Origin of the sequence: Cyanobium sp. BA5m-10 (genome assembly GCF_024346255.1) — a bacterium.
Lineage (GTDB): Bacteria > Cyanobacteriota > Cyanobacteriia > PCC-6307 > Cyanobiaceae > Cyanobium_A > Cyanobium_A usitatum.
On record NZ_JAGQCP010000048.1, the window covers coordinates 1 to 19,185 of the forward strand.

Consider the following 19,185-nt stretch of genomic DNA (forward strand, 5'->3'; position numbering starts at 1 on the left):
GCCTTCCAGGCCTCCGGGGCCCTGGTGGGCACGCATTTCTGAGTGCAGGTCGGCCAGTTGCACCAGCTGGCGGGGCGCACCGCGACCTGTGCAGATCACTTCCATGCCGTCGGGTTTGGCCGCCAGGGTGCGGGCTACATCTTCGATATCAAGCAGGCCCAGATCAAGCACCGGGTTGAGCTCGTCGAGCACCACCACCGAGTAGAGGTCGCTGGCGATGGCCCCTTTGGCAATGTCCCAGCCCCGCTGGGCCTCCTGCCGGTCGAAGCGGGTGGCTTCCTCGGCACTGAAAAAGTCTCCCCTGCCGGTGCGCACCTGGTCGATCAGGTGGGGAAAGCCCTGTTGCAGGGCTTCGATGGCGGCATCTTCGTCGTAGGCCCGGCCGGGCCCCTTTAGGAAGCGCAGCAGCAGCACCCGTGTGCGTTTTTCCTCGCAGATACCCAGGCCGATGGTGCGCAGAACCACCCCTAGGGCCGCCTGGCTTTTGCCCTTGCCATCGCCGTCATAGACGTGCAGCTGGCCGTGGGCGCGCTCATCGCTGCCGGCCGCCGTACGGATGCCGATACCCCGGCCTGTTCCCCGTTGCGGCGTCTGGGTGCTGCTCATATGGCGATGTTACCGGCGTCATTGGGGTAGGGGTTGCCAAGATCTGGGCAGGAGTTTGGTGGCGATGCTGTTTTCCCCGTTGGAGCTGTTGCCGCCGCCGTTGGAGCTGGCGCTGGCTTCGCTGCGTCAGCAGTTGGCGTGCCTAGATCGGCTCGTGCTGGCCTATTCCGGTGGCGTTGATAGTTCCCTAGTAGCTGCTCTCGCCGTAGAGCAACGCGGCGAGGCGGCTTTGGCGATTACGGGTGTGTCTCCGGCCCTAGCCCCCCACCTGCGGGCGGAGGCGGCGGAGCAGGCTCGTTGGCTGCGGATCACCCACCGGGAGATCGCTACGGCGGAGCTGGCAGATCCGGCCTACGCCAGTAATCCGGACCAGCGCTGCTACGCCTGCAAGCGGGAGCTGCACCGGCTGCTGGCGCCGATCGCGGCCGCGGCGGCAGGGGCGACCGTGCTCGATGGCGTCAATGCCGAGGATCTAGATGATCATCGGCCCGGCATTCGGGCCGCAAAGGAATTCGGAGTGCGTTCGCCCCTGGCCGAGGTGGGCCTCGACAAGGCCGGCGTACGCCAAATTTCTCGGTCCCTGGGATTGCCCTGGTGGGACAAGCCTGCCCAGCCGTGTCTGGCTTCGCGCTTTCCCTACGGCGAACCGATCACGGCGGAGCGGCTGGAGCGGGTGGCTGCAGCGGAAGCCTGGTTGTTGGCAAGGGGATGGCCCCAGGTGCGCGTGCGCTCCCAGGGCCAGACGGCTCGGATTGAACTGCCTCCCGCCCAATTGGATCGCGCCCTGGGTTTGTGGGCCAAGCCCGAAACCAGGCAGGCGCTGGTGGCGGCCTTCCTGGAGTTGGGCTTTAGCGCCGTTGGGCTGGATCTGGAGGGGCTGGTGAGCGGCAAGCTCAACCGGGAACTGGGCTCCGCCAACCGGTGGTTAGCCGGCTGAGATCAGAGGGTCACCGCGGCGGTGAAGCCATGCTCCTGCAACGGATCACGCGGGCTCTCAGCAATCGACGGCGGTGTCTCGCGGCGGAAGCTGGTGAGCTTGTGGTCGTTGGCTGAAAGCTCGGCGGCGAGTACCGCACAGGCTTTCTCCGGCATCGTGTGATCACCGCAGGTGAACACATCAACCGCCGCGTAGCCCGATTCCGGCCAAGTGTGAATCGAGATATGGGATTCGGCCAGCAAGGCCAATCCCGTAACCCCTTGGGGTTCGAATCGGTGGGTGATCAGGTTGAGGAGGGTGGCACCGGCACGCTTCGCTGCTGCGGTGATGGTGTCCCTCAGGAAGGCTTCGTCGTCGAGCTTGGCGCTGTCGCAGCCATAAAGCTCAAGGATGCAGTGTTTTCCGACCGTTTCGGAAATCTGGTGAGGCAGTGGAGAGGCTGCGGTGGTAGCAGCAGGGGCCTCGGTCCATCCCGGGTTCGGGTGGAGGCAGGGCAGGGTCTGGGTCATCGAATCCGACCAAACGAGCAATTCACCATAGGCTGTCAGCCAGGTTGTGGGGCCTAGCTGTCCAAGTCAGTTGGCATCTTCGGATCGAGCTGGCCGGCGCGCATCCGCACCACCTGGCTTTCGGCTTGCCAGCCCCCACTGAAGGCTCCCAGGTGGGTGGCACTCACCAGGCACTGGTGACCTTCGCCCACCGCCTCGAGCAGCAATTGTTGCCGCTCCGGGTCTAGCTCGGCGAGCACGTCGTCGAGGAGCAGTAGGGGTGGCTCCCCCAGGACGGAGCCCACAAGCTCGAGCTCAGCCAGCTTGAGGGCCAGTACCAGGGTGCGTTGCTGGCCAGCCGAGCCGTAGCGGCGGGCCGGTTGGCCGGCCAAGGCCAGCTCTAGCTCGTCCCGGTGGGGCCCCACCGTGCATTGCCCCAGCCGCAGTTCCTCTTGGCGTTGAAGCTGTAGCTGCTCAAGCAGGGATTGACGCCAAGGCTCCTCAGCCTCCTCTCCCGCCAAGACGGTGCCGCTTTGGTAATTCAGTTGCAGCTGTTCACGGCCTCCGCTGAGCCGCTCCTGCCAGGCTGCGGCCAGGGGCTCGAGGCGCCGGATCGCTCGGAAGCGGCGCCGGTGTAAGCGGGTGCCGATCACGGCCATTTGCAGATCAAAGGTGTCGAGTAGGGCCAGCAGGCTGGTTCCCCCCAGGCCGCGCCGCAGCAATTGGCTGCGCTGGCGTAGCAGCCGGCCGTAGCGACTCAGCAGATCGCCGTAGAGAGGCTCGAGCTGCAGCACCACCCGGTCGAGCCACTGACGCCGGCCAGCGGGCTCGCCCCGCACCAGCTCGAGGTCGAGGGCGCTGAAGCCCACGCAGCGCAGCGAACCCAGCAGGTCAAGCTGGCGCTCCAGCTGCTTGCCGTTGCGCTGGGCCTGCCTGCCGGCACTTCGGCGCAGCTCCAGCTGCAGCTGGTCCCCGCCGCTGGTGAGGGCGCGCACCTGGCCGCTGGCCTCGCCGTGCTGGATCAAATCACGATCGCTACTGGTGCGGTGGGATCGCAGGCAGCCAAGTAATTCCACCGCTTCCAGCAGGTTGGATTTGCCCTCGCCATTGGCCCCGATCACCAGCAGCCGGGGAGCTTCCAGGCTCAGCTCCAGCCGACTGATATTGCGGAAACGCAGCAGCTCCAGGCGATGCAGCCGGATGGGTCTGATGCGGTGTGCGGTTAAGGTAAGCCAGGCAGGGTGCCATTAAGGGCATGTAGCTCAGTTGGATAGAGCATCAGATTCCGGTTCTGAGGGTCGGGGGTTCGAGTCCCTCCATGCTCGTCACCCAACCGCATCCCGCCCCACCTCTCCCCACCGCCGAGGCAGTTAAGGCCCAGGCGGTGGGGTTTTTGCTTAGGAACTGTGGTTTGCGGCCCAAGCCCAGCTTGAAATCAACTCTCTAGCTTGAGATCAATTCTCCAGCTTGAGCCCCATGGCGCGGATGCCCCCCGGATCCACGGCAAACCCGTAGCGCTCCAGGGCAGCAAGGGCCTGGGGCGGGGCTGAAAGCGAAATACTGCACCCCGCCAGCTCCCGGCGCAATCGGCCCAAGGCGGCATGGACAAGCACCGCCAGGATCTCTGCCTCAGCTGGATCGGCAGGATCGGCGCAAAGGTCCCAGAGGTTGGCATTGAGGGCGAGGTCGCTGGTAGCTCTGACAAAACCCACCAGCTGGCCATCGGGGCCCGCCACGCCCAAGTGCCAAACGCTTAGCTCCAGCACCCGCTGCCAGCGCTCAGGCTGCCGGGGCTGATCACCCGCTGCCACCAGCAGCCTGTTGAGCGCTTCGGCACTGGGCAGTAGGCCATCGGCCAGCAGGTGGTAACCATCCCTCAGTTGTGGGGCTTGGGGCTGGCTGCGGAATGGGATCAAGAGGGAGTCCAGAGCTGGGCTGATCTAGGTAGGGGCTGAAGGGAATGGACTCAGCCGGTGTTGCGCATGCCCGCCGCGATGCCGTTGATAGTGAGCAGGGCGCCTCGCAGCAGTTCACTGCGGCTATAGGTGCGCCCATCGTCGCTGCTGCTGGCGCTCGTTTCACTCATCGGTGGTTGGCGGTTTTGGTCGCGCAGGCGTCTGAGCAGGGCCACCTGCAGGAAGCCGAGCGGAATGATCGTGCGGTTGCGTAGATCCACCGAGAGCTGCAAGGCAGGATCGCCATCCAGCAGTCGGCTGTGGCCGGTGATCGCCAGCACCAGATCGCGGGTAAGGCCAAATTCGGCAGCGATCGACTGGAAGATTGCTTCAAAGGCCTCGCGGTTTTCGCTGCGGCCCAGGGCCTGGACGTAGTGGTGGGCCAGGTCGAGATCCACCTTGGAGAGGGTCATCTCCACTTTGGAAATCAGCATGCGGAAGAACGGCCAGCGCTGGTAGAGCAACCGCAGTAGCTCCAGCTGGCCTGGATCCTGGTCGAGCTCCTCCTGCAGGGCGGCTCCCACCCCAAACCAGCTGGGCAACAGGAAGCGGCTCTGGGTCCAGCCGAATACCCAGGGGATGGCCCGCAGGCTTGAGAGGTCCTTGGCGCCACTCTTGCGGCGGGCCGGGCGGCTGGAGATCTGCAGCTTGCTGATCTCTTCGATTGGGGTCACCTGCTGGAAGAAGGCCACCAGGTCGGGGTTGTCGTGCACCAGGGCCCGGTAGTGGTCGCGGGAGCGGGCCGCCAGTCGGCCCATCAGCTCGTTCCAGCTGGGGGTTTCGTCAACGGGGCTGCTCACCAGGCTGTTCTGCAACACGGCGGTGGTGACCGTTTCCAGGTTGTAGAGCGCTAGCTCCGGCAGGGAGTATTTGGAGGCCAGCACCTCCCCCTGTTCGGTGATCTTGATGCGGCCGCTGAGGGTGCCGCTTGGCTGGGCCAGGATCGCCTGATAGGCGGGCCCACCACCGCGGCCCACCGAGCCGCCCCGGCCGTGGAAGATGCGCAGGGCGACGCCGTGCTCGATGGCCAGACGCTGCAGGGCGATCTGGGCCTTATGGATTTCCCAGTTGCTGGAGAGGAAGCCCGAATCCTTATTGCTGTCGGAGTAGCCCAGCATCACTTCTTGGAGTGGCTGGCCACCGTCACTGCCCAGCAGGGCTAGGTAAAAAGGATGGCGGAACAGGGTGCCCATCACCGCTGGCGCCTTCTGGAGATCCTCCACCGTTTCAAACAGCGGCACCACCAGCAGGCCGGCGCGCTGGGCAAGTGGGTCTACTAGCCCGGCCTCCTTGGCCAGCAGCAGCACCTCCAGCAAATCGGACACCGTGTGACTCATCGAGATCACATAGGTGCGGCAAATACGCGATCCGAATTCCTGCTGCAGCCTCTGCAGCATCCGGAACACGGCGAAGGTTTCGGCTGTGGCGGCACTCCATTTGGCCGTGGGCGGCAGCAGGGGGCGGCGGGTCTGGATTTCGCTGAGCAGCCATTCGACCCGCTGGGCCTCATCCATCTCGCCGTAGGGCACGGCTAACTGCAAGTAGCGGCTGAGTTCGTCGAGGGCATCGCTGTGGCGGGTGCTCTCCTGGCGGATGTCCAGGCTGGCAAGGCAGAAGGCAAAGATCTGGGCCTGGCTGATCAGGTGCTGCAGCGATTCGCAGCTCAGGCCAGTGCGCTCGAGGCTGTCTTGGATCAGTTCCAGGTCGTAGCGGAATTCATCAACCGTGCTGTAGTGCAACTCCTGGGTGGGAGCGGGGGCCATGCTGCCCCCCATCGGCGGCGGTGGGGCGCTGCCATCGCAGGGAGACTCCCAGCCGGCATCGGCCAGTTGCTGGTTGCGTTGGTGGGTGAGCCGCAGCCGCTCCATGGTGTAGCTGAGCTTGAGCCGGTAGGGCTCGAGTCGGTAGCGGGCAGCCCGCTCCTCGTAGATCTCCGGGAAGCGCAGCCGGTCCATTTCCAGCGACTCCAGCAGGGCCGGGCTCACCTGGCTCCACTGCATCGAGATGCTGAGCTGGTCACTGAGCTCGTTCACCGCCTTGAGATAGCGCTCCAGCATCAGCTGGCGTTGATAGCAGGCGGTGCGCCAGGTGATGTCCGGTGTCACCGAGGGGTTGCCGTCCCGGTCTGAGCCCACCCAGGAGCCGAAGGTGCAGAACGAATCCCGTGGCGGTTCCACGTCTGGATAGCTCAGCTTCAGGGCGGCGCGAATGCGATCGCGTAGCTGGGGCATGGCGTCGAAGAGCACCTGCTGGAAGTAGTGCAGGGCGTAGTCGACCTCGTCGAGCACCGTCGGTTTGAACTGGTGTAGTTCGTCGGTGCGCCACCAGAGCCGGATCTCCTCCTCTAGCTGGAGTCTCAGGCCTTGGCGCTCAAGGCAATTGAGGCCGCTGCCCTGCTCCAGTTTCTGGATCAAGGTGGCCACACGCCGCTGCTTGTGCCGCACCGTATGGCGCACAATTTCGGTGGGGTGGGCGGTGAACACCAGCCGCAGGTCGAGGGTGCGCAGCAACTTCTCCAGCTGGGCTGGCGGCACATTCAGGCTGCGCAGGCGGGCGAACAGCTGGCGAAAGGTGGCCGGGTCGGTCTGGTTGGCGAGGGCCGGCAGGAAGGGATCGCTGGGGCCATTTTCCTGGTTTTTGAGGCTGTCGAGGTAGGTGTCCTCCTCGATGTGTTGCTCGAGGATGTTGACCAGCTGGAAATAAAGAGAAAAGGCCCTGGCCGCGGCGATTGCCTCGGCCAGATCCATCTCGCGGATCAGCTGCACGATCGCCCCAGTGACATCAGCCTCGTCTGGGTCACTCAGCTGCTTGAGGCGCAGCAGTCGCTCGGCCTGCTCGGGGGGGCACTCGCTGCGCAGCACCGTCTCCCAGAGATCTTCAACTAATTCGAGACGCTCGCCCAGCAGCCGCGTGACCCGCTGGGAAGCCGGTATCGCTTCGCTGGCTGCAGCGGGAGTGGGCATGGACTGCCGCATTGGAGCTGAATTGGCGGCGGAGTGATTTTCGATCATCCCAAAGGACCAGGCACCCCGTCTGTGGCGATTGCCTCAAGTAGCTCGGCCTCCTGGCTTGCCATCGCCTCGACGGTCTGGTTGAGCAGGGTCGGGATCGACAGGCCAGCCTGGTGTCCGGCTAGCCAGCTCATGGCCTGGTTGCCCTGGTCAAGGACGCCCTGCAGGGGGGCGAGCACCCGGGTTAGGCCCAGCTCTTCAGCAAGTGGAGCCAGATCTGCCAGCTCCTGAGCAAGCCAGTCTCGGACCTGGATCGGGGCCCCATTGCGCCAGTGCATCACGCTGGCATCAAGGCTGGAGCGGGCTGCGGCCCGGTCGTTGGCATCGGCGAGGGCGGCTAGCTGGGATGGGTCCAGGCTGCTGGCCTGGAGTGGGTCGTAGCGCTCCGGTTCTCGCATCAACTGCTGTAAGCGCAGTTCGGCGAAGGCCGTAATCGCCAAAAGCACGAGTGGATCGGTGACCAGATCGCAAATGCGAATCTCCAGCCGGTTGAGGTCGTGGGGCCGGTTGTCGCCATTGGGCCGCACTGATGTCCAGAGATGGCGCACGTTTTGCATGGTGCCCAAGGCCAGTTGCTCGCCCATCCAGCTGATGTAGTGCTGGTGATCCAGGAACAGGGGCACCTCCGCTGGCGTCAGGGGAAACTGCAGCCAGCGCTGGGAATGGGCAGCGGTTACAACCCCGTCGAGAAAGGGCGAGCTGGCGCTGAGGGCCAGGAGCAGGGACGCTTCGCAGCGCATCAGGCGCAGGCCCGCAAACAGGCTGGTCATCGGCTCGAGGCCGTGGCCTGCGGTGAGCCCCAAGTTGATGTGCACACTGGCTGTAACCACCTTGGTGCCGTAGGTGGCCTCGATGTAGCCGTGATACGGATTGGCCGGATCTGAGCGCTCAAAACGCTGGCTGTCCCCCAGGCTCAGCGTGCTGCCGGGCAGCAGGGTGAGCTGGCGGCTGGCGAGCCAGCGGCGCAGCCGTTGGCGGGGCTCGAGCAGCAGTTGCAGTTGCCGGGCGTAGTCGGCATCCGGGGGAGTGATGTATTCGAGGTTGCGGCAATCGGGCTCGGTTACGAACCCCTCGAGGGCGGCCGCAGCCTCGGCGCTGCAGCCCACCACCGTGCCATCGGCACGGCCGGTGTAGAGCTCCACCTCAAAACCTTTAAGCAACAGGGGGGCGCTCATGGCTGGGCCGGCAGCAGGCAGGCCAGGGCTTTGAGCATGCCGCGGGCTTTGTTCAAGGTTTCCTGGTATTCGAGTTCAGGCTTGGAGTCGGCCACTACTCCAGCGCCGGCTTGCACCTGCACCCGCCAGCCTCCTTCGGGGTGGGGTAGCACCACCATCGTGCGAATGGTGATAGCGGTGTTGAGTGCGCCAGCCAGGTCAACCCCGCCATACACCCCGGAGTATGGGCCTCGGGCGTCGGGCTCCAGGGCGTGGATCAGCTGCATAGCCCGAATTTTGGGAGCGCCACTGACCGTACCGGCGGGGAAGGAGGCCATCAGCAGGTCCCATACCGTTTGGCCCTCGGCCAGCAGGCCCTCCACCTGGCTCACGATGTGCATTACGTGCGAGTAGCGCTCGATCACCATCAGCTCGCTCACCTTGACGGTGCCTGGCTGGCAGACGCGGCCCAGGTCGTTGCGGCCCAGATCCACCAGCATCACGTGCTCGGCCCGCTCCTTGGGATCAGCCAGCAGCTCCGCCTCCAGGGCCAGGTCTTCGGCCTCATCGGCGCCCCGGGGGCGCGTGCCTGCGATTGGCCGTAAAGAAGCCTTCACTCCCCCTGCGGCCGTTGGTTCTGCCTTCACCATCACCTCCGGACTGGAGCCGATCAGATACCATCCGCCGAAGTTGAAAAACGCCATGTAGGGCGAGGGATTCACCATCCGCAGGCTGCGGTAGAGCTCGAAGGGATCGCGATCGATGCGGGTTTCCAGCCGCTGGCTGAGCACCAGCTGGAACACGTCGCCAGCTTCGATGTGCCCTTCCCCGCAGCTCACGGCGGCTTCGAAAGCCTCCTGGCCGACGTTGCTGGTGGTCCGCAAATTGGCAGCGATGTCACCGGCAGTGGCGTCGTGCCAGTTCAGGGGGGTGCCGGCACCCGGCAGGGGGGCGTGCATGCGCTCCTCTAGGGCCTGGATGCGGGCTGCGGCCGCGGCGTAGGCGGCCTGTGGATCCTGGCCGCCACTCAAATCGGCGTAGGCCACTGCGGTGATCTGGCGCTTCACCTGGTCGAACACCAGCAGGCTGTCGGCCAACATCCAGCAGCCATCAGGCGGTGCACCCTCGGCCGCCGGATGTACCGGCACGCTGGGTTCGATCCAACGGATCAGCTCGTAGCCCCAGAAGCCAAATAGCTGGCCCACCGGTGGCAGACCGGGGATCGGCGGGCTGGATAGGGGCTCTAGGCACTGGCGCAGCAGGTCGAAGGGGTTGCCCTGCAGCCGCTCCTCGGAGCCGGTGCGCCACTGGCGCACACTTTGGTCGCCCCGGCTGGTGAGGGTCCAGAGCGGATCAGACACCACAAAGCTCCAGCGGCCGATGCGCTCACCACCTTCCACCGACTCCAGCAGCACGCCATGACTGCTACCAGCTCCGGCCTTCAGCCAGGCGGTGAGAGGGGTTTCCAGATCTGCAGGCCAGCGCTTCCAGAGGGGGATGAAGTTGTGGCCAGCCGCGACTGCCTCGAGAAAAGCCTGTTGGGCTAAGCCATCGCGATCGGGGCTGGTCATCGGACAAGCGGGCAGGCAAAAAAAACGGGGCGCCTGGCCCCGCCTTTATAGGGGTTGGTTAACGCAGCTCAAGCGTCGAAGGTGTTCTTGCCGGTGAACTTGAGATTGGCGGGATTTTGGTTGGCGCCGATGCGGCGGGGGTTATGACCAACCATGGTGCGACCCTCATTGACCTTCTCGGGGAAAACGCCGTCCTTGGGGTGCAGGAACTCGGTGTCGCCGCCAGGGAAGATCCGGTAGATCTTGTAATCCTCGATCCGGGGCTTGAACTTGGTGCGCAGCTGGGTGCCCAAGGCGAGGCACTGCTCCTTGCGGGCGAAGTACATCAAATTTTCGCCCGCATTCATGTGGGCCGCGCCACCGGTGGGCAGCTCGAAGACCTGCTCCTTCGGGCTGCTCCAGGTGATGGCGTATTTCTCCTCAGTTTCAGCAGAGTTCAGCAGGCCGCCGGTGCTGCCGATGTACTTCGGGAGTTGACCGCTGAGCACCGTCGCTGCCATGGCTTTGGAACGTTTCAGCCGGAAACTAGCACCGTGGTTTTGACCGGATCGGGGCTTCTGCCGCACTCTTCACACCCGTCAACAAACCGGCCCTTCAGCAAACCGGGAAAAACACGGTCAAGCCGCTGCCGTTGCGCTCGGTGAGGCGACCGCCGAGCCGATGGAACAGCCGCTGGGTGGCTTGACGGCTCAGCTGCAGGCTGCCGGTGGTGGGGTTCCAGCTCAGCACAGGCCCCACCAGCTCCCTCTGCTCGCCGTTCCCCATCCCGTCGTTCTCGCTGGGGTCGTGGCCCTCGCTGTTGAGCTGCAGCTTCAGCCTGCTGCCGGCCGGCAGCAGGCTCACGGTCACGCGGCTGCCGCTGGGCAGGCCGCGGCTGAAGCGGTCGATAAGACCGCCCAGCATGGTTTCGAGCCGGGCCGGATCGCTCAGCACCGGCGACAAGCCATCGGCTACCGCCAGCTCTAGGTCCAGGCCGCGGCGCGCCAGTTGCCGCTGCCACAGTTCTTGCTGCTGGTGCAGCACCGCACTGAGGTCGGTGCGGGCCAGGTCGTGGCTTTCAAGGGGCTGTTCGCAGCCTGGTTGGCGTTGCAGCTCGGCCGCTAGGAAGATCAGGCCGAAGCGATCGATTTGCTCACTGCATTCGCCGTCGATCTGCTCGAGGCGCTGGCGCACCACCGACGGCAAGTCGTTGCGCCGCAGCAAGGAGCGGATCAGGGTGCGGATCGTGGCCAGCGGTGTGCGCACCTCGTGGGTGAGGGCCTCGAGCAGGGCTAATTCGCTGCTAACAGCTCGTGGGGTGTCGCTGGCCTGGCGCTCCTGGGCCTGGGCTGGGCGATCGCTACCGCCATGCACCAGGGGCTGCAGGGTCAGGCTGGGGGCCATGGCGGCCAGCCGTTCCCCCAGCCGCGGCCAGAAGCGCAAGCCCAGTTGGTCGTCGCTGCGCAGGGGCCCCAGTCGCTCTAGGGCGCTGCGCAGGTCTGCCGAGGCTGCGGGATCCTGGCTCAGTAGGCGCCCATGGATAAGGCCTAGGGCCTCGGACAGGGCCTCAGGGTCGAAGCGAACAATCAGGCGCCGGCCTTCAGCCGGGCCATCGAGGCAAAGGGCTACCTGTAGCTGGGGGGTTATCACCAGCAGGAGGGGGTCGGTGCCGTCCTCCTCCGCCAGCGCTAGCCGCTGAAAGCTGCCGCATGGAGCTGGGTTGCCGGCTCCTGGCAGAAGGGGTGCCGGGCTGGGCAGCAGGCCATCTAGGTCGCTTGGGGCCCAAACCCAGCCCTGCAGCTGCTGCAACAGGGCTGGTTCATAGAGGGCGGGCAGTGGCGCGGCCAGCCATAGGCCCTGGAGGGGTTGGTGGGGCAGCAGAAAATCCTCCTGCAGGGTGGCCAGGGCTGCCCACCACTGCCGCCGCGCGCAGTCCTCGTTGCCGACTCCGGTTGGCACCCCTTCAGCCAAACAACGTCGCAGGTCGGCCAGGCTCACCAGCGGCCCTGGGCCGTGCGGCCCAGGCGGGCGGCTGAGGCGCACAGCCCAAGGGAGATGAAGTTCACCAACATGGCGGACCTTCCATAACTCAGCCAGGGCAGGGGGATGCCGGTGATGGGACCTAGTCCAATGGTCATGTTGATGTTCACCACCACTTGGAACATCAGCATCGCCCCAATTCCCACCACCACCAGGGCCTCGTAATCGCTGCGGGCCCGTCCAGCGATCTGTAGCAGGCGCCACATCAGCAGGGCGAAGCCGGCCACCACCAGCACCGAGCCGAGAAAACCGGTTTCCTCGCCAAGGGCGCTGAAGATGAAATCGGTGTGTTGCTCAGGGATAAACCGCAGTTTGGTGAGGGAGCCTTGCATCAAGCCGGTGCCCCAGATCTGCCCTGAGCCGATGCCCACGGTGCTCTGCAGCAGGTGGTAGCCGCCGCCGAGGGGATCCTGGGCGGGGTCAAGAAACAAGGTAAGCCTGGCTCGCTGGTGGGGGCGCAGGCCGTGCTCCCAGAGCCAGGGGGTGGCGATTGCGAAGATCCCCTGCACCGCAAGGCTGATCGCCAGGGCCACCCGCTTCCAGGGCAGGCTCTTCCAGGCCAGCCAGCCCATCAGGGGCACCCAGCCCAGTAGCAGCCAGGGCAGGGTGCCTGCCACGATCGCCGCCACAAGAGGGGAGAGCAGCAGCACCACCCAGGCCCCAGGCATGCCAGCCCAAAACAGCATCACCAGCAGTACGGCGCCAAACACAAGCGAGCTGCCAAGGTCGGGTTGCACAAAAACCAGCAGCCAGGGCAGGGCGATCAGGCCCACTGGACGGATCAGGTCAACAGGACGATCAACCGGGTGTCTGGCTAGAACCCCAGCGAGCAGCAAGATGGCGCCCACCTTGGCGAATTCCGAGGGCTGCACATAAAAGCCGCCAATGTTGATCCAGCTCTGGGCCCCTAGGGCGCTGGTGCCGACAACTCTTACCGCCACCAGGCTGGCGACCATGGCGATATAAATCGGCCACTTAAATGGGATCAGCCGATCCAATGGCATTCGCGCCAGCAGTAGGGCCACCACCATGCCCACCGCCGCCGTTACCCAGTGCTGGTACCAGTCGGCGTAATTCGCTTGGCGCTGGGTGCTGGCAATCAGGATCCCGGCGATCGCCACCATTGCCAGCGGTACCCCCCAGAGGATCAGGTCCACGTCGGCTAGGGGGTTGCGCCGGCTGCTGCGGCCACTAAAAAATCGCGGGTTGCGACGCCCAAACTGGCTCAACATGGGCTTCAGGCTGGCACCAGATGGGCGGCGCTGAGCTGTCGGGCCAAAGCCAAAAAGCCCCGGGCGCTGATCGATTCGGGGTGGCTGAGCACTACGGGGCGTCCGGCATCCCCTCCCTCCCGCACGGGCATCTCCAGGGGGAGTTCGGCCAGTAGGGGCACTCCGGCCTCTTCAGCCAGGCGAGAGCCGCCGCCGCTGCCGAATAGGGCATAACGCTTGTCTGGAGCATCAGGGGGAATGAAGACGCTCATGTTTTCCACCACACCCAGCACGTCCACCCCCATCTGCAGAAACATCGCCAGGCCCCGGCGGGCATCAGCTAGGGAAACCAGCTGGGGAGTGGTGACGATGATCGCCCCGGCCATCGGCACCGCCTGGGCGATGGTGAGCTGGGCATCACCGGTGCCAGGAGGCAGGTCGACGATCAGCACATCCCTTTCGCCCCAGTCGACTTGGTAAAGAAACTGGCGAATGATGCCGTTGAGCATCGGCCCCCGCCAGATCACGGGCTGGTTTTCCTGGATCAGCAGGCCCATCGACACCATGGCGATGCCACAGGTTTCGATCGGTTTCATCACTTGCTGGGCGCCTTCGCCGCTCACTTCAGGCGTGCGATCAGCCACTCCCAGCATGGTGGGGGCATTCGGCCCGTAGATGTCCGCATCGAGCAAGCCCACCTTCAGGCCTGAAGCCGCCAGGGCACAGGCCAGGTTCACCGCAACCGTGCTCTTGCCGACTCCGCCCTTGCCACTGCTGACGGCGATGACCTGACGCACCCCAGGGATGGGCTGGCGCTCTGGCAGTTGACCCCGTTCCTGCCCTTGACCATGACCTGCGGCACCGATTGGAGCGCCGCCGCTGGGCTGGTCCAGCTCAATTTGAACGTCGTTGATGCCTTCAAGGGCGAGCAGGGCCGCCTTGGCTTCGGCGGCGATGCGATCCCGCTGGCTCTGGGCAAAGCCAGGTAGGGCAAGGCGAAATACGGCCCGATCCTCCACCAGTCGCGTCTGCTGGATCCAGCCCAGCTCGATCAGGCTGCGCCCGCTGCCGGCATCCTGAACGGCGTTGAGGGCGGCCTGAGCCTGCTCCACAGATGCCATCGGAAATCCAATCAGAGACTGCGATCTTAGGGGCCCTGCCGCTGCCTTTGACCGTCACCATGGCCGTGACAGACCCTCTCGATTACTTGTCTGGGGGGAGGCTGGGCTGAAATGGTTAAACCTTTCCAGCGTCCATGTGGCGCAGCGTCGATGCCTAAGGCCCTGCTGGAAGCTCCACCGGCCGACTCCCGCTCCAGGGCTAAGGCCCTGCTGATGGGCTTGCAGGACTCTATTTGCGCCGGTTTAGAAGAATTTGATGCCGAGGGTTGCTTCGCCGAGGAGAGCTGGGAGCGTCCGGAGGGAGGCGGCGGTCGCTCTCGAGTGATGAAGGGCGGCCGTGTCTTCGAGCAGGGCGGCGTCAATTTCTCAGAGGTAGAGGGCTCGGAGCTGCCCCCCTCGATCCTCAGCCAGCGGCCGGAAGCCAAGGGGCACCGCTGGTTTGCCACCGGCACCTCGATGGTGCTGCACCCCCGCAACCCCTACATCCCCACCGTTCACCTCAACTACCGCTACTTCGAAGCGGGCCCGGTGTGGTGGTTTGGCGGCGGCGCCGATCTCACTCCCTATTACCCGTTCCTGCAAGACGCCCAGCATTTCCACCGCACGCTCAAAGGAGCCTGCGACAGCGTTAATCCCGCTTTTTATCAGGTGTTTAAGCCCTGGTGCGACGAGTACTTCTTCCTCAAGCATCGGGACGAGACCCGCGGCGTGGGCGGCATCTTTTACGACTACCAGGATCCCCGCGGGGTGCTCTACAAGGGCCAGGACCCCGATGGGCCTGCGGCGGCTGTGAGCAACCAATTAGGCCCGGTGCCGCAGAGTTGGGAGCAGCTGTTTGCCCTGGCCAGTGCCTGCGGCAACGCCTTCCTGCCCAGCTACTTGCCGATCGCTGAGAAGCGACAGCACACCCCTTATGGCGAGCGGGAGCGCCAGTTTCAGCTCTACAGGCGGGGCCGCTATGTGGAGTTCAATTTGGTGTTTGACCGGGGCACGATTTTCGGCTTGCAGACCAACGGACGTACCGAGTCGATCCTGATGTCTCTGCCGCCCTTGGTGCGCTGGGAATACGGATATCAGCCGGAGGCTGGCAGCCGTGAGGCCTTGCTCACAGACCTGTTCACTCGTCCCCAGGATTGGCTGGAGGACGGCTCGCTTGCGGACCGCTGCGCCCCCCATCAGGCGCTGAATTAGGTGATGGGTTGATGGTCGCTGGTTTGGTGGCGGCCAGACCAGGAATTGCTGGGGCTGGTTGCAAGCCCTGCTCCAGACCCCGTTGTAAAGCTGAAACCACTCGCTCAGCGATCGCTTGGAGAGCGCCATTGCGGCTGCGGGGATCTCGCAGCGATGCTTCTAGCTGGCCCTCAAGTTTGCCGATCTCGAGAATGGCGATGCCCCGCTTGGGGGCTCCCAGGCCGTCGCGGAAGAGCAGGGGATAGGGGCCAAAGGCCAGCGCCAGGCTTTCGTCTAGTCGGGTTGGGTGGCGATGCAGGGGAGGGATCAGGCCTGAACCCACACCATCTGGTCCGTAGGCGTCGTAGTGGATTTCCAGGACATACCCACCGGCTTGGGCATGGGCTTTGCCCACGCTCCAGTTGGTGCGTGGATCGTCGCCGTCAGCAATGCTGCGCAGCGGTGGGTCGTAGAAGCGGATGGCCAGACCCCTCTGCTGGCCAAGGGCCACCACCGCCTGGGCGGTGAGCAGGTTCCAATAGAGCTCGTCGCGCATGCCCGGCTGCATCGGCGCGGCTGCGCCGAGGTCGACGGCTTCTCCCCCTGTGCCGGCTCCGCCAATCCCCTGGGAATCGGCATGACCCGCCAGCACCAGGATTTCGGTGCTGCTGGGCAGCTCAGCCAGACCTCGCCAGTTTTTGCTCAGCCGGCTGCGCGGCCCTGTGAGCGGATCAAAGTTGGCCAGCGGCGGTGCTTGGGCAGCAGCGCCCCCAGCTATGGCAAGCACTCCGGTCAAGACGAGAGCCAGGGGGCGGAATCGTTGCATGACTGCCAGGCAAGGGTCAGATGGGGGAGCTGAGCAGCTTGCCGTCGCTGAATAGGCCCAGCTTGGGACCCATTTCCAATTCGAGCGCAATTAGCTCATCGCGGTGAGCCCGCAGCCGCAAGGCGCTGCCCGTGGCGCTGTCATGGCTGATCAGGCGCAGCTCCAGGGTTTCGGCCCGCATCGCCCGATTGCGATAAATCAGCCCAGCCGCCGGCCCCAGCAAGGCCAGCAGCAGGGGCCACCAGCCCAGCTGGGGCAGCAGCTGGCGCAGCACCAGCCCCAGGCAGGCGGCCCCCACCGCTCCCAGCACCGAGAGCAGCACCGCCAACCAGGGGCTGGCCGCCACCTCGGCGCGGAAGCAGAGTTGGCGGCGCTCGGGGTCAGTGGATTCGGCGCGCCAACCGCGTTGCAGCAGCCATTCGCTCAACTGGCTCAACACCTCCAGAGGCGGCCGCGATGAGCGCACCTCGACCGTGGTGGTGCGGTCTTTACTGGCGGCACGCAAGAAAAAAACCAGACCTACGGCTAGTAGCAGGGTGAGCAGCAGGGTGGAGCTGAGGTTGGCCATCCATCCAATTGTGACGCCACCCCTAGGGGGCACGGCTTGTCAGCATGGCAAGGCATTCGCCCTTTCCGTGTGACCGCTTCGTCTGCCCCCAGCAACCTGCCGGCTCCCGCCCGCTTCGCCGTGTTTGACGGTGATCTCGATGCCGAGTTGGCAGCCCTTTACGCCGGGGCTAGGGCGCTGGCGGTGGACACCGAGGCGATGGGTCTGATTCATGGCCGCGACCGGCTCTGCCTGGTGCAGATCTGCGACGACCACGACAACGTTTGCTGCATCCGCCTCCACCGCGGCCAGAGCTCGGCACCCCGGCTCCAGGTCTTGATGGAAAACCCGGCGATTGAAAAAGTTTTCCACTTCGCCCGCTTTGACGTGGCGGCCCTGGCTGAAAACTTGGCAATTGCCGTCGATCCGATTTTTTGCACCAAGGTGGCCAGCCGGCTGGGCCGCACCTACAGCCCCCGCCACGGCCTCAAGGAAGTGGTGCAGGAGCTGGTGGGCATTGAGCTCGACAAGCAGGCCCAGAGTTCCGATTGGGGCCGGGTGGAAGATCTCTCGGAGGTCCAGCTGGCCTACGCCGCCGGCGATGTGCGCTATCTGCTTCCCGCTCGCGATCGGTTGGAAACCATGCTGAAGCGGGAGGAGCGCTGGCAGCTGGCTGAGCGTTGCTTTGGCTGCATCCCGGTGTTGGCCGATCTGGATCGCCAGCGCTTTCACCTGCTCTTTGAGCATTCCACCGGCGGCAACCGCTGAAGGGTCCCGGCCAGCTCAGTCCTCCACCATGAAGTTCTCGTCGTTGCCGACGGCCTCCAGCTGGGCGCTGAGCAACTCATGGTGGTTTTCGCCGCTGGCCTGGGCTTCCGCAAGCATCTGCTGGGCCAGGGCGAGCTTGGCTGCGGTTTCTTTCAGGCCTTCCTGGGAGCTGCGCACGTCGACCTTGCGGCGGGCGGCCGCCAGGCTGATGCTCAATTGGCTGGCCAACATGCCGCAGGCGGCGTTGTAGGCCCGATCGGGGATGCCGGCCATGGGCGACGTAGCTGCGGGGGTGGCCGCATCATCCCAGTAGCTGTTGCTCCACCAGCTCGGCTAGCTGGGCGCTGCCACCGGCGGGCCCCATCCGCCCCCGGCCCAGGGCGCCACGCCGGGTGCATTCGCTGGGATCGGCGAGGAGTTGGTGCAGTTTTAGGGCCAGCTCCTGTTGGGAATGGCAGGGCACGACGGCGCCCCCAAGCAGCCGGCTCTGGCGGCGGGCAAAGCCTGGCTTGAATTGGGGCCCCGGGCCCGGCAGCGACAGGCAGGGCACCCCTAGCCCCGCTAGTTGCTCCGTGGCAGTGCCCGCAGTGGCCAGGCCCAGCTCGGCCCAGCCTGCCCAGGCGGCGAAGCGGTTTTGGCCAAGCAGCAGGGTCCAGCGGCCCAGCTGCCAGCTGCTAATTGCTCCGCTGGCGGCGCTAGCTGCTGCAGGCGCTAGGGGCGTAAAGCCCGCTTGCTCCAGCAGCTCGGCCCAGGCGGCGGCCGTAGGCGCCGATCCAGAGGCCACTAGCACGGTGGTTGGCCGCCGCGGCGGCTGCAGGCTGAGGCAGCCCAGCAGCCGGCGGGCATTGCTGAGGGCTTCGGGCAGGCGGCTGCCGGCCAGCAGGATTAGGCGCCGCTGGCTTGCCAGCCCGGCCGGCAGAGGGGTGTGGCGGAAGCCATCCATCATTGGGTTGCCAGGAGCCAGGGCTGCCACCTTGTGGCGCCGCAGCCCTTGGGTGGTGAGCTGGTCGCGCACGGCCACGAGCCGGCAGCGCCGGCTGCCCATCAACGCCCATTCCCACGGATCCCATTCGCTGCCCTTGCAGCGGTGGTAGGCATCAGCGAGCGGTGTGGCCGCCCAGCCCGCTGGGGCTGGCGTGGCCCAGGTGTGGTCGCTTTTGGGGGTGCCGATGAAGCCGAATCTGCCGCCGCCGCTCCAGGCCAGCAGTAGGGGCAGCAGGTCGCCAATTGCTAGCACCGGGCTGCCTTGACGGGCCGAGTGGCGCACTAGTTGCAGTTGGCGCCAGCTCAGCTGGGGCAGGCCGGCCCCGAGGTCGCGGGCCAGGCCCCTCAAGCTCTGGTTGCTGAAGCCACCACTAGGCAGCTGCAGCTGGGGGCCGATCCGCTGCAGGTGGCCGGCAGCTGCGTCGGCGCTGAACGCCTCGCCGAGCCCCACCAGGGGCAATACCTGGATTTCCAGGTTGGGCCGCCGCACCCGTAGGGCCTGCAGAACCCGTTGGGCGATCAGATCCTCACCGTGGCCGTTGCTTAGAACCAGCAGACGGGAGGACATGCCGTGGCTGATACGATCCGCTGCAGGGAGTTTGCTCCCCGGCCGGCGGCATGGCCAAGTGGTAAGGCAGAGGATTGCAAATCCTTTACCCCCAGTTCGAATCTGGGTGCCGCCTTTATTAATGGCTTCGGCTTGAAGCTCCGCCTCATTTCAGAGGCGGGCCTGAGCTTCCCAACTCTGTCCGCTGGAATCACTGGCCTCGCACCTCAGGCGATGGCGTTCCAGCAGGCATGTCCCTTTGGCTAGCTG

General features: G+C 65.4%; 18 protein-coding genes and 2 tRNA genes. 5 read left to right on the plus strand and 15 right to left on the minus strand.

Annotated elements, in window-relative coordinates:
• A partial coding sequence (locus tag KBY85_RS13085) for a cob(I)yrinic acid a,c-diamide adenosyltransferase (protein WP_254961909.1) occupies nt 1-606 on the minus strand: 606 nt, incomplete at its 3' end.
• A 64-nt stretch (nt 607-670) separates the two neighbouring features.
• Here KBY85_RS13085 and larE point away from each other — a divergent pair.
• Nucleotides 671-1,543, plus strand: coding sequence for an ATP-dependent sacrificial sulfur transferase LarE (larE, locus tag KBY85_RS13090; protein WP_254961910.1), 873 nt, complete (start codon nt 671-673; stop codon nt 1,541-1,543).
• A gap of 2 nt (nt 1,544-1,545) precedes the next feature.
• Here larE and speD read toward each other — a convergent pair whose 3' ends face one another.
• Both speD and recF read right to left on the minus strand, forming a co-directional pair.
• The gene (speD, locus tag KBY85_RS13095; RefSeq protein WP_106632365.1) at nt 1,546-2,052 is read right to left on the minus strand and encodes an adenosylmethionine decarboxylase; all 507 of its coding nucleotides are present in this window, start codon (nt 2,050-2,052) and stop codon (nt 1,546-1,548) included.
• 53 nt (nt 2,053-2,105) lie between these two features.
• Nucleotides 2,106-3,218 carry a DNA replication/repair protein RecF gene (gene recF / locus KBY85_RS13100; RefSeq protein ID WP_254961925.1) on the minus strand — a complete coding sequence of 371 codons (1,113 nt, stop codon included), beginning with the start codon at nt 3,216-3,218 and terminating at the stop codon, nt 2,106-2,108.
• 64 nt (nt 3,219-3,282) lie between these two features.
• Here recF and KBY85_RS13105 point away from each other — a divergent pair.
• A tRNA-Arg gene (locus tag KBY85_RS13105) sits at nt 3,283-3,356 on the plus strand.
• 129 nt (nt 3,357-3,485) lie between these two features.
• Here KBY85_RS13105 and KBY85_RS13110 read toward each other — a convergent pair.
• The 8 genes from KBY85_RS13110 to KBY85_RS13145 all read right to left on the minus strand — a co-directional run bounded on the left by KBY85_RS13110 (nt 3,486) and on the right by KBY85_RS13145 (nt 14,073).
• Nucleotides 3,486-3,947: a GNAT family acetyltransferase gene (locus KBY85_RS13110; RefSeq protein ID WP_106632363.1), complete on the minus strand. Its 462-nt coding sequence runs from the start codon at nt 3,945-3,947 to the stop codon at nt 3,486-3,488.
• Nucleotides 3,948-3,997: 50 nt separating this feature from the next.
• Nucleotides 3,998-6,949, minus strand: a complete 2,952-nt coding sequence (gene ppc / locus KBY85_RS13115) for a phosphoenolpyruvate carboxylase (RefSeq protein WP_254961911.1) — start codon at nt 6,947-6,949, stop codon at nt 3,998-4,000.
• 44 nt (nt 6,950-6,993) lie between these two features.
• On the minus strand, nt 6,994-8,172 hold the full coding sequence (gene gshA, locus KBY85_RS13120; protein ID WP_254961912.1) for a glutamate--cysteine ligase: 1,179 nt from the start codon (nt 8,170-8,172) through the stop codon (nt 6,994-6,996).
• On the minus strand, nt 8,169-9,722 hold the full coding sequence (locus KBY85_RS13125; protein ID WP_254961913.1) for an anthranilate synthase component I family protein: 1,554 nt from the start codon (nt 9,720-9,722) through the stop codon (nt 8,169-8,171). Before KBY85_RS13125 ends, gshA begins: the two co-directional genes overlap by 4 nt.
• Before the next feature lie 68 nt (nt 9,723-9,790).
• Nucleotides 9,791-10,222 (minus strand): photosystem I reaction center subunit II PsaD, encoded by a 432-nt coding sequence (locus tag KBY85_RS13130; protein ID WP_254961914.1) that lies wholly within the window; start codon nt 10,220-10,222, stop codon nt 9,791-9,793.
• A gap of 94 nt (nt 10,223-10,316) precedes the next feature.
• On the minus strand, nt 10,317-11,744 hold the full coding sequence (locus KBY85_RS13135) for a HAMP domain-containing sensor histidine kinase (protein WP_254961915.1): 1,428 nt from the start codon (nt 11,742-11,744) through the stop codon (nt 10,317-10,319).
• Nucleotides 11,696-12,973 carry a rod shape-determining protein RodA gene (gene rodA / locus KBY85_RS13140; RefSeq protein ID WP_254961916.1) on the minus strand — a complete coding sequence of 426 codons (1,278 nt, stop codon included), beginning with the start codon at nt 12,971-12,973 and terminating at the stop codon, nt 11,696-11,698. Before rodA ends, KBY85_RS13135 begins: the two co-directional genes overlap by 49 nt.
• 5 nt (nt 12,974-12,978) lie before the next feature.
• Nucleotides 12,979-14,073, minus strand: coding sequence for an Mrp/NBP35 family ATP-binding protein (locus KBY85_RS13145; protein WP_254961917.1), 1,095 nt, complete (start codon nt 14,071-14,073; stop codon nt 12,979-12,981).
• 111 nt (nt 14,074-14,184) lie between these two features.
• On the opposite strand from KBY85_RS13145, the gene hemF reads away from it, so the two are divergent.
• Nucleotides 14,185-15,264, plus strand: coding sequence for an oxygen-dependent coproporphyrinogen oxidase (gene hemF, locus KBY85_RS13150; protein WP_254961919.1), 1,080 nt, complete (start codon nt 14,185-14,187; stop codon nt 15,262-15,264).
• On the opposite strand, the gene KBY85_RS13155 is transcribed toward hemF, so the two are convergent.
• Both KBY85_RS13155 and KBY85_RS13160 read right to left on the minus strand, forming a co-directional pair.
• Entirely contained in the window at nt 15,191-16,069 is an 879-nt protein-coding gene (locus tag KBY85_RS13155) for a dehydrogenase (RefSeq protein ID WP_254961921.1), read from the minus strand. The genes hemF and KBY85_RS13155 overlap by 74 nt on opposite strands.
• A gap of 16 nt (nt 16,070-16,085) precedes the next feature.
• Nucleotides 16,086-16,637 (minus strand): cofactor assembly of complex C subunit B, encoded by a 552-nt coding sequence (locus KBY85_RS13160; protein WP_254961926.1) that lies wholly within the window; start codon nt 16,635-16,637, stop codon nt 16,086-16,088.
• Nucleotides 16,638-16,706: 69 nt separating this feature from the next.
• Here KBY85_RS13160 and KBY85_RS13165 point away from each other — a divergent pair, with 69 nt between their 5' ends.
• Nucleotides 16,707-17,384 (plus strand): ribonuclease D, encoded by a 678-nt coding sequence (locus tag KBY85_RS13165; RefSeq protein ID WP_254961922.1) that lies wholly within the window; start codon nt 16,707-16,709, stop codon nt 17,382-17,384.
• 15 nt (nt 17,385-17,399) lie between these two features.
• Here KBY85_RS13165 and KBY85_RS13170 read toward each other — a convergent pair whose 3' ends face one another.
• Complete coding sequence (locus KBY85_RS13170; RefSeq protein ID WP_254961923.1) at nt 17,400-17,657, minus strand: hypothetical protein; 258 nt, start codon at nt 17,655-17,657, stop codon at nt 17,400-17,402.
• 28 nt (nt 17,658-17,685) lie between these two features.
• Nucleotides 17,686-18,936: a lipid-A-disaccharide synthase-related protein gene (locus tag KBY85_RS13175; RefSeq protein ID WP_254961924.1), complete on the minus strand. Its 1,251-nt coding sequence runs from the start codon at nt 18,934-18,936 to the stop codon at nt 17,686-17,688.
• A 44-nt stretch (nt 18,937-18,980) separates the two neighbouring features.
• On the opposite strand from KBY85_RS13175, the gene KBY85_RS13180 reads away from it, so the two are divergent.
• A tRNA-Cys gene (locus KBY85_RS13180) sits at nt 18,981-19,051 on the plus strand.
• Nucleotides 19,052-19,185 lie beyond the last annotated feature (134 nt).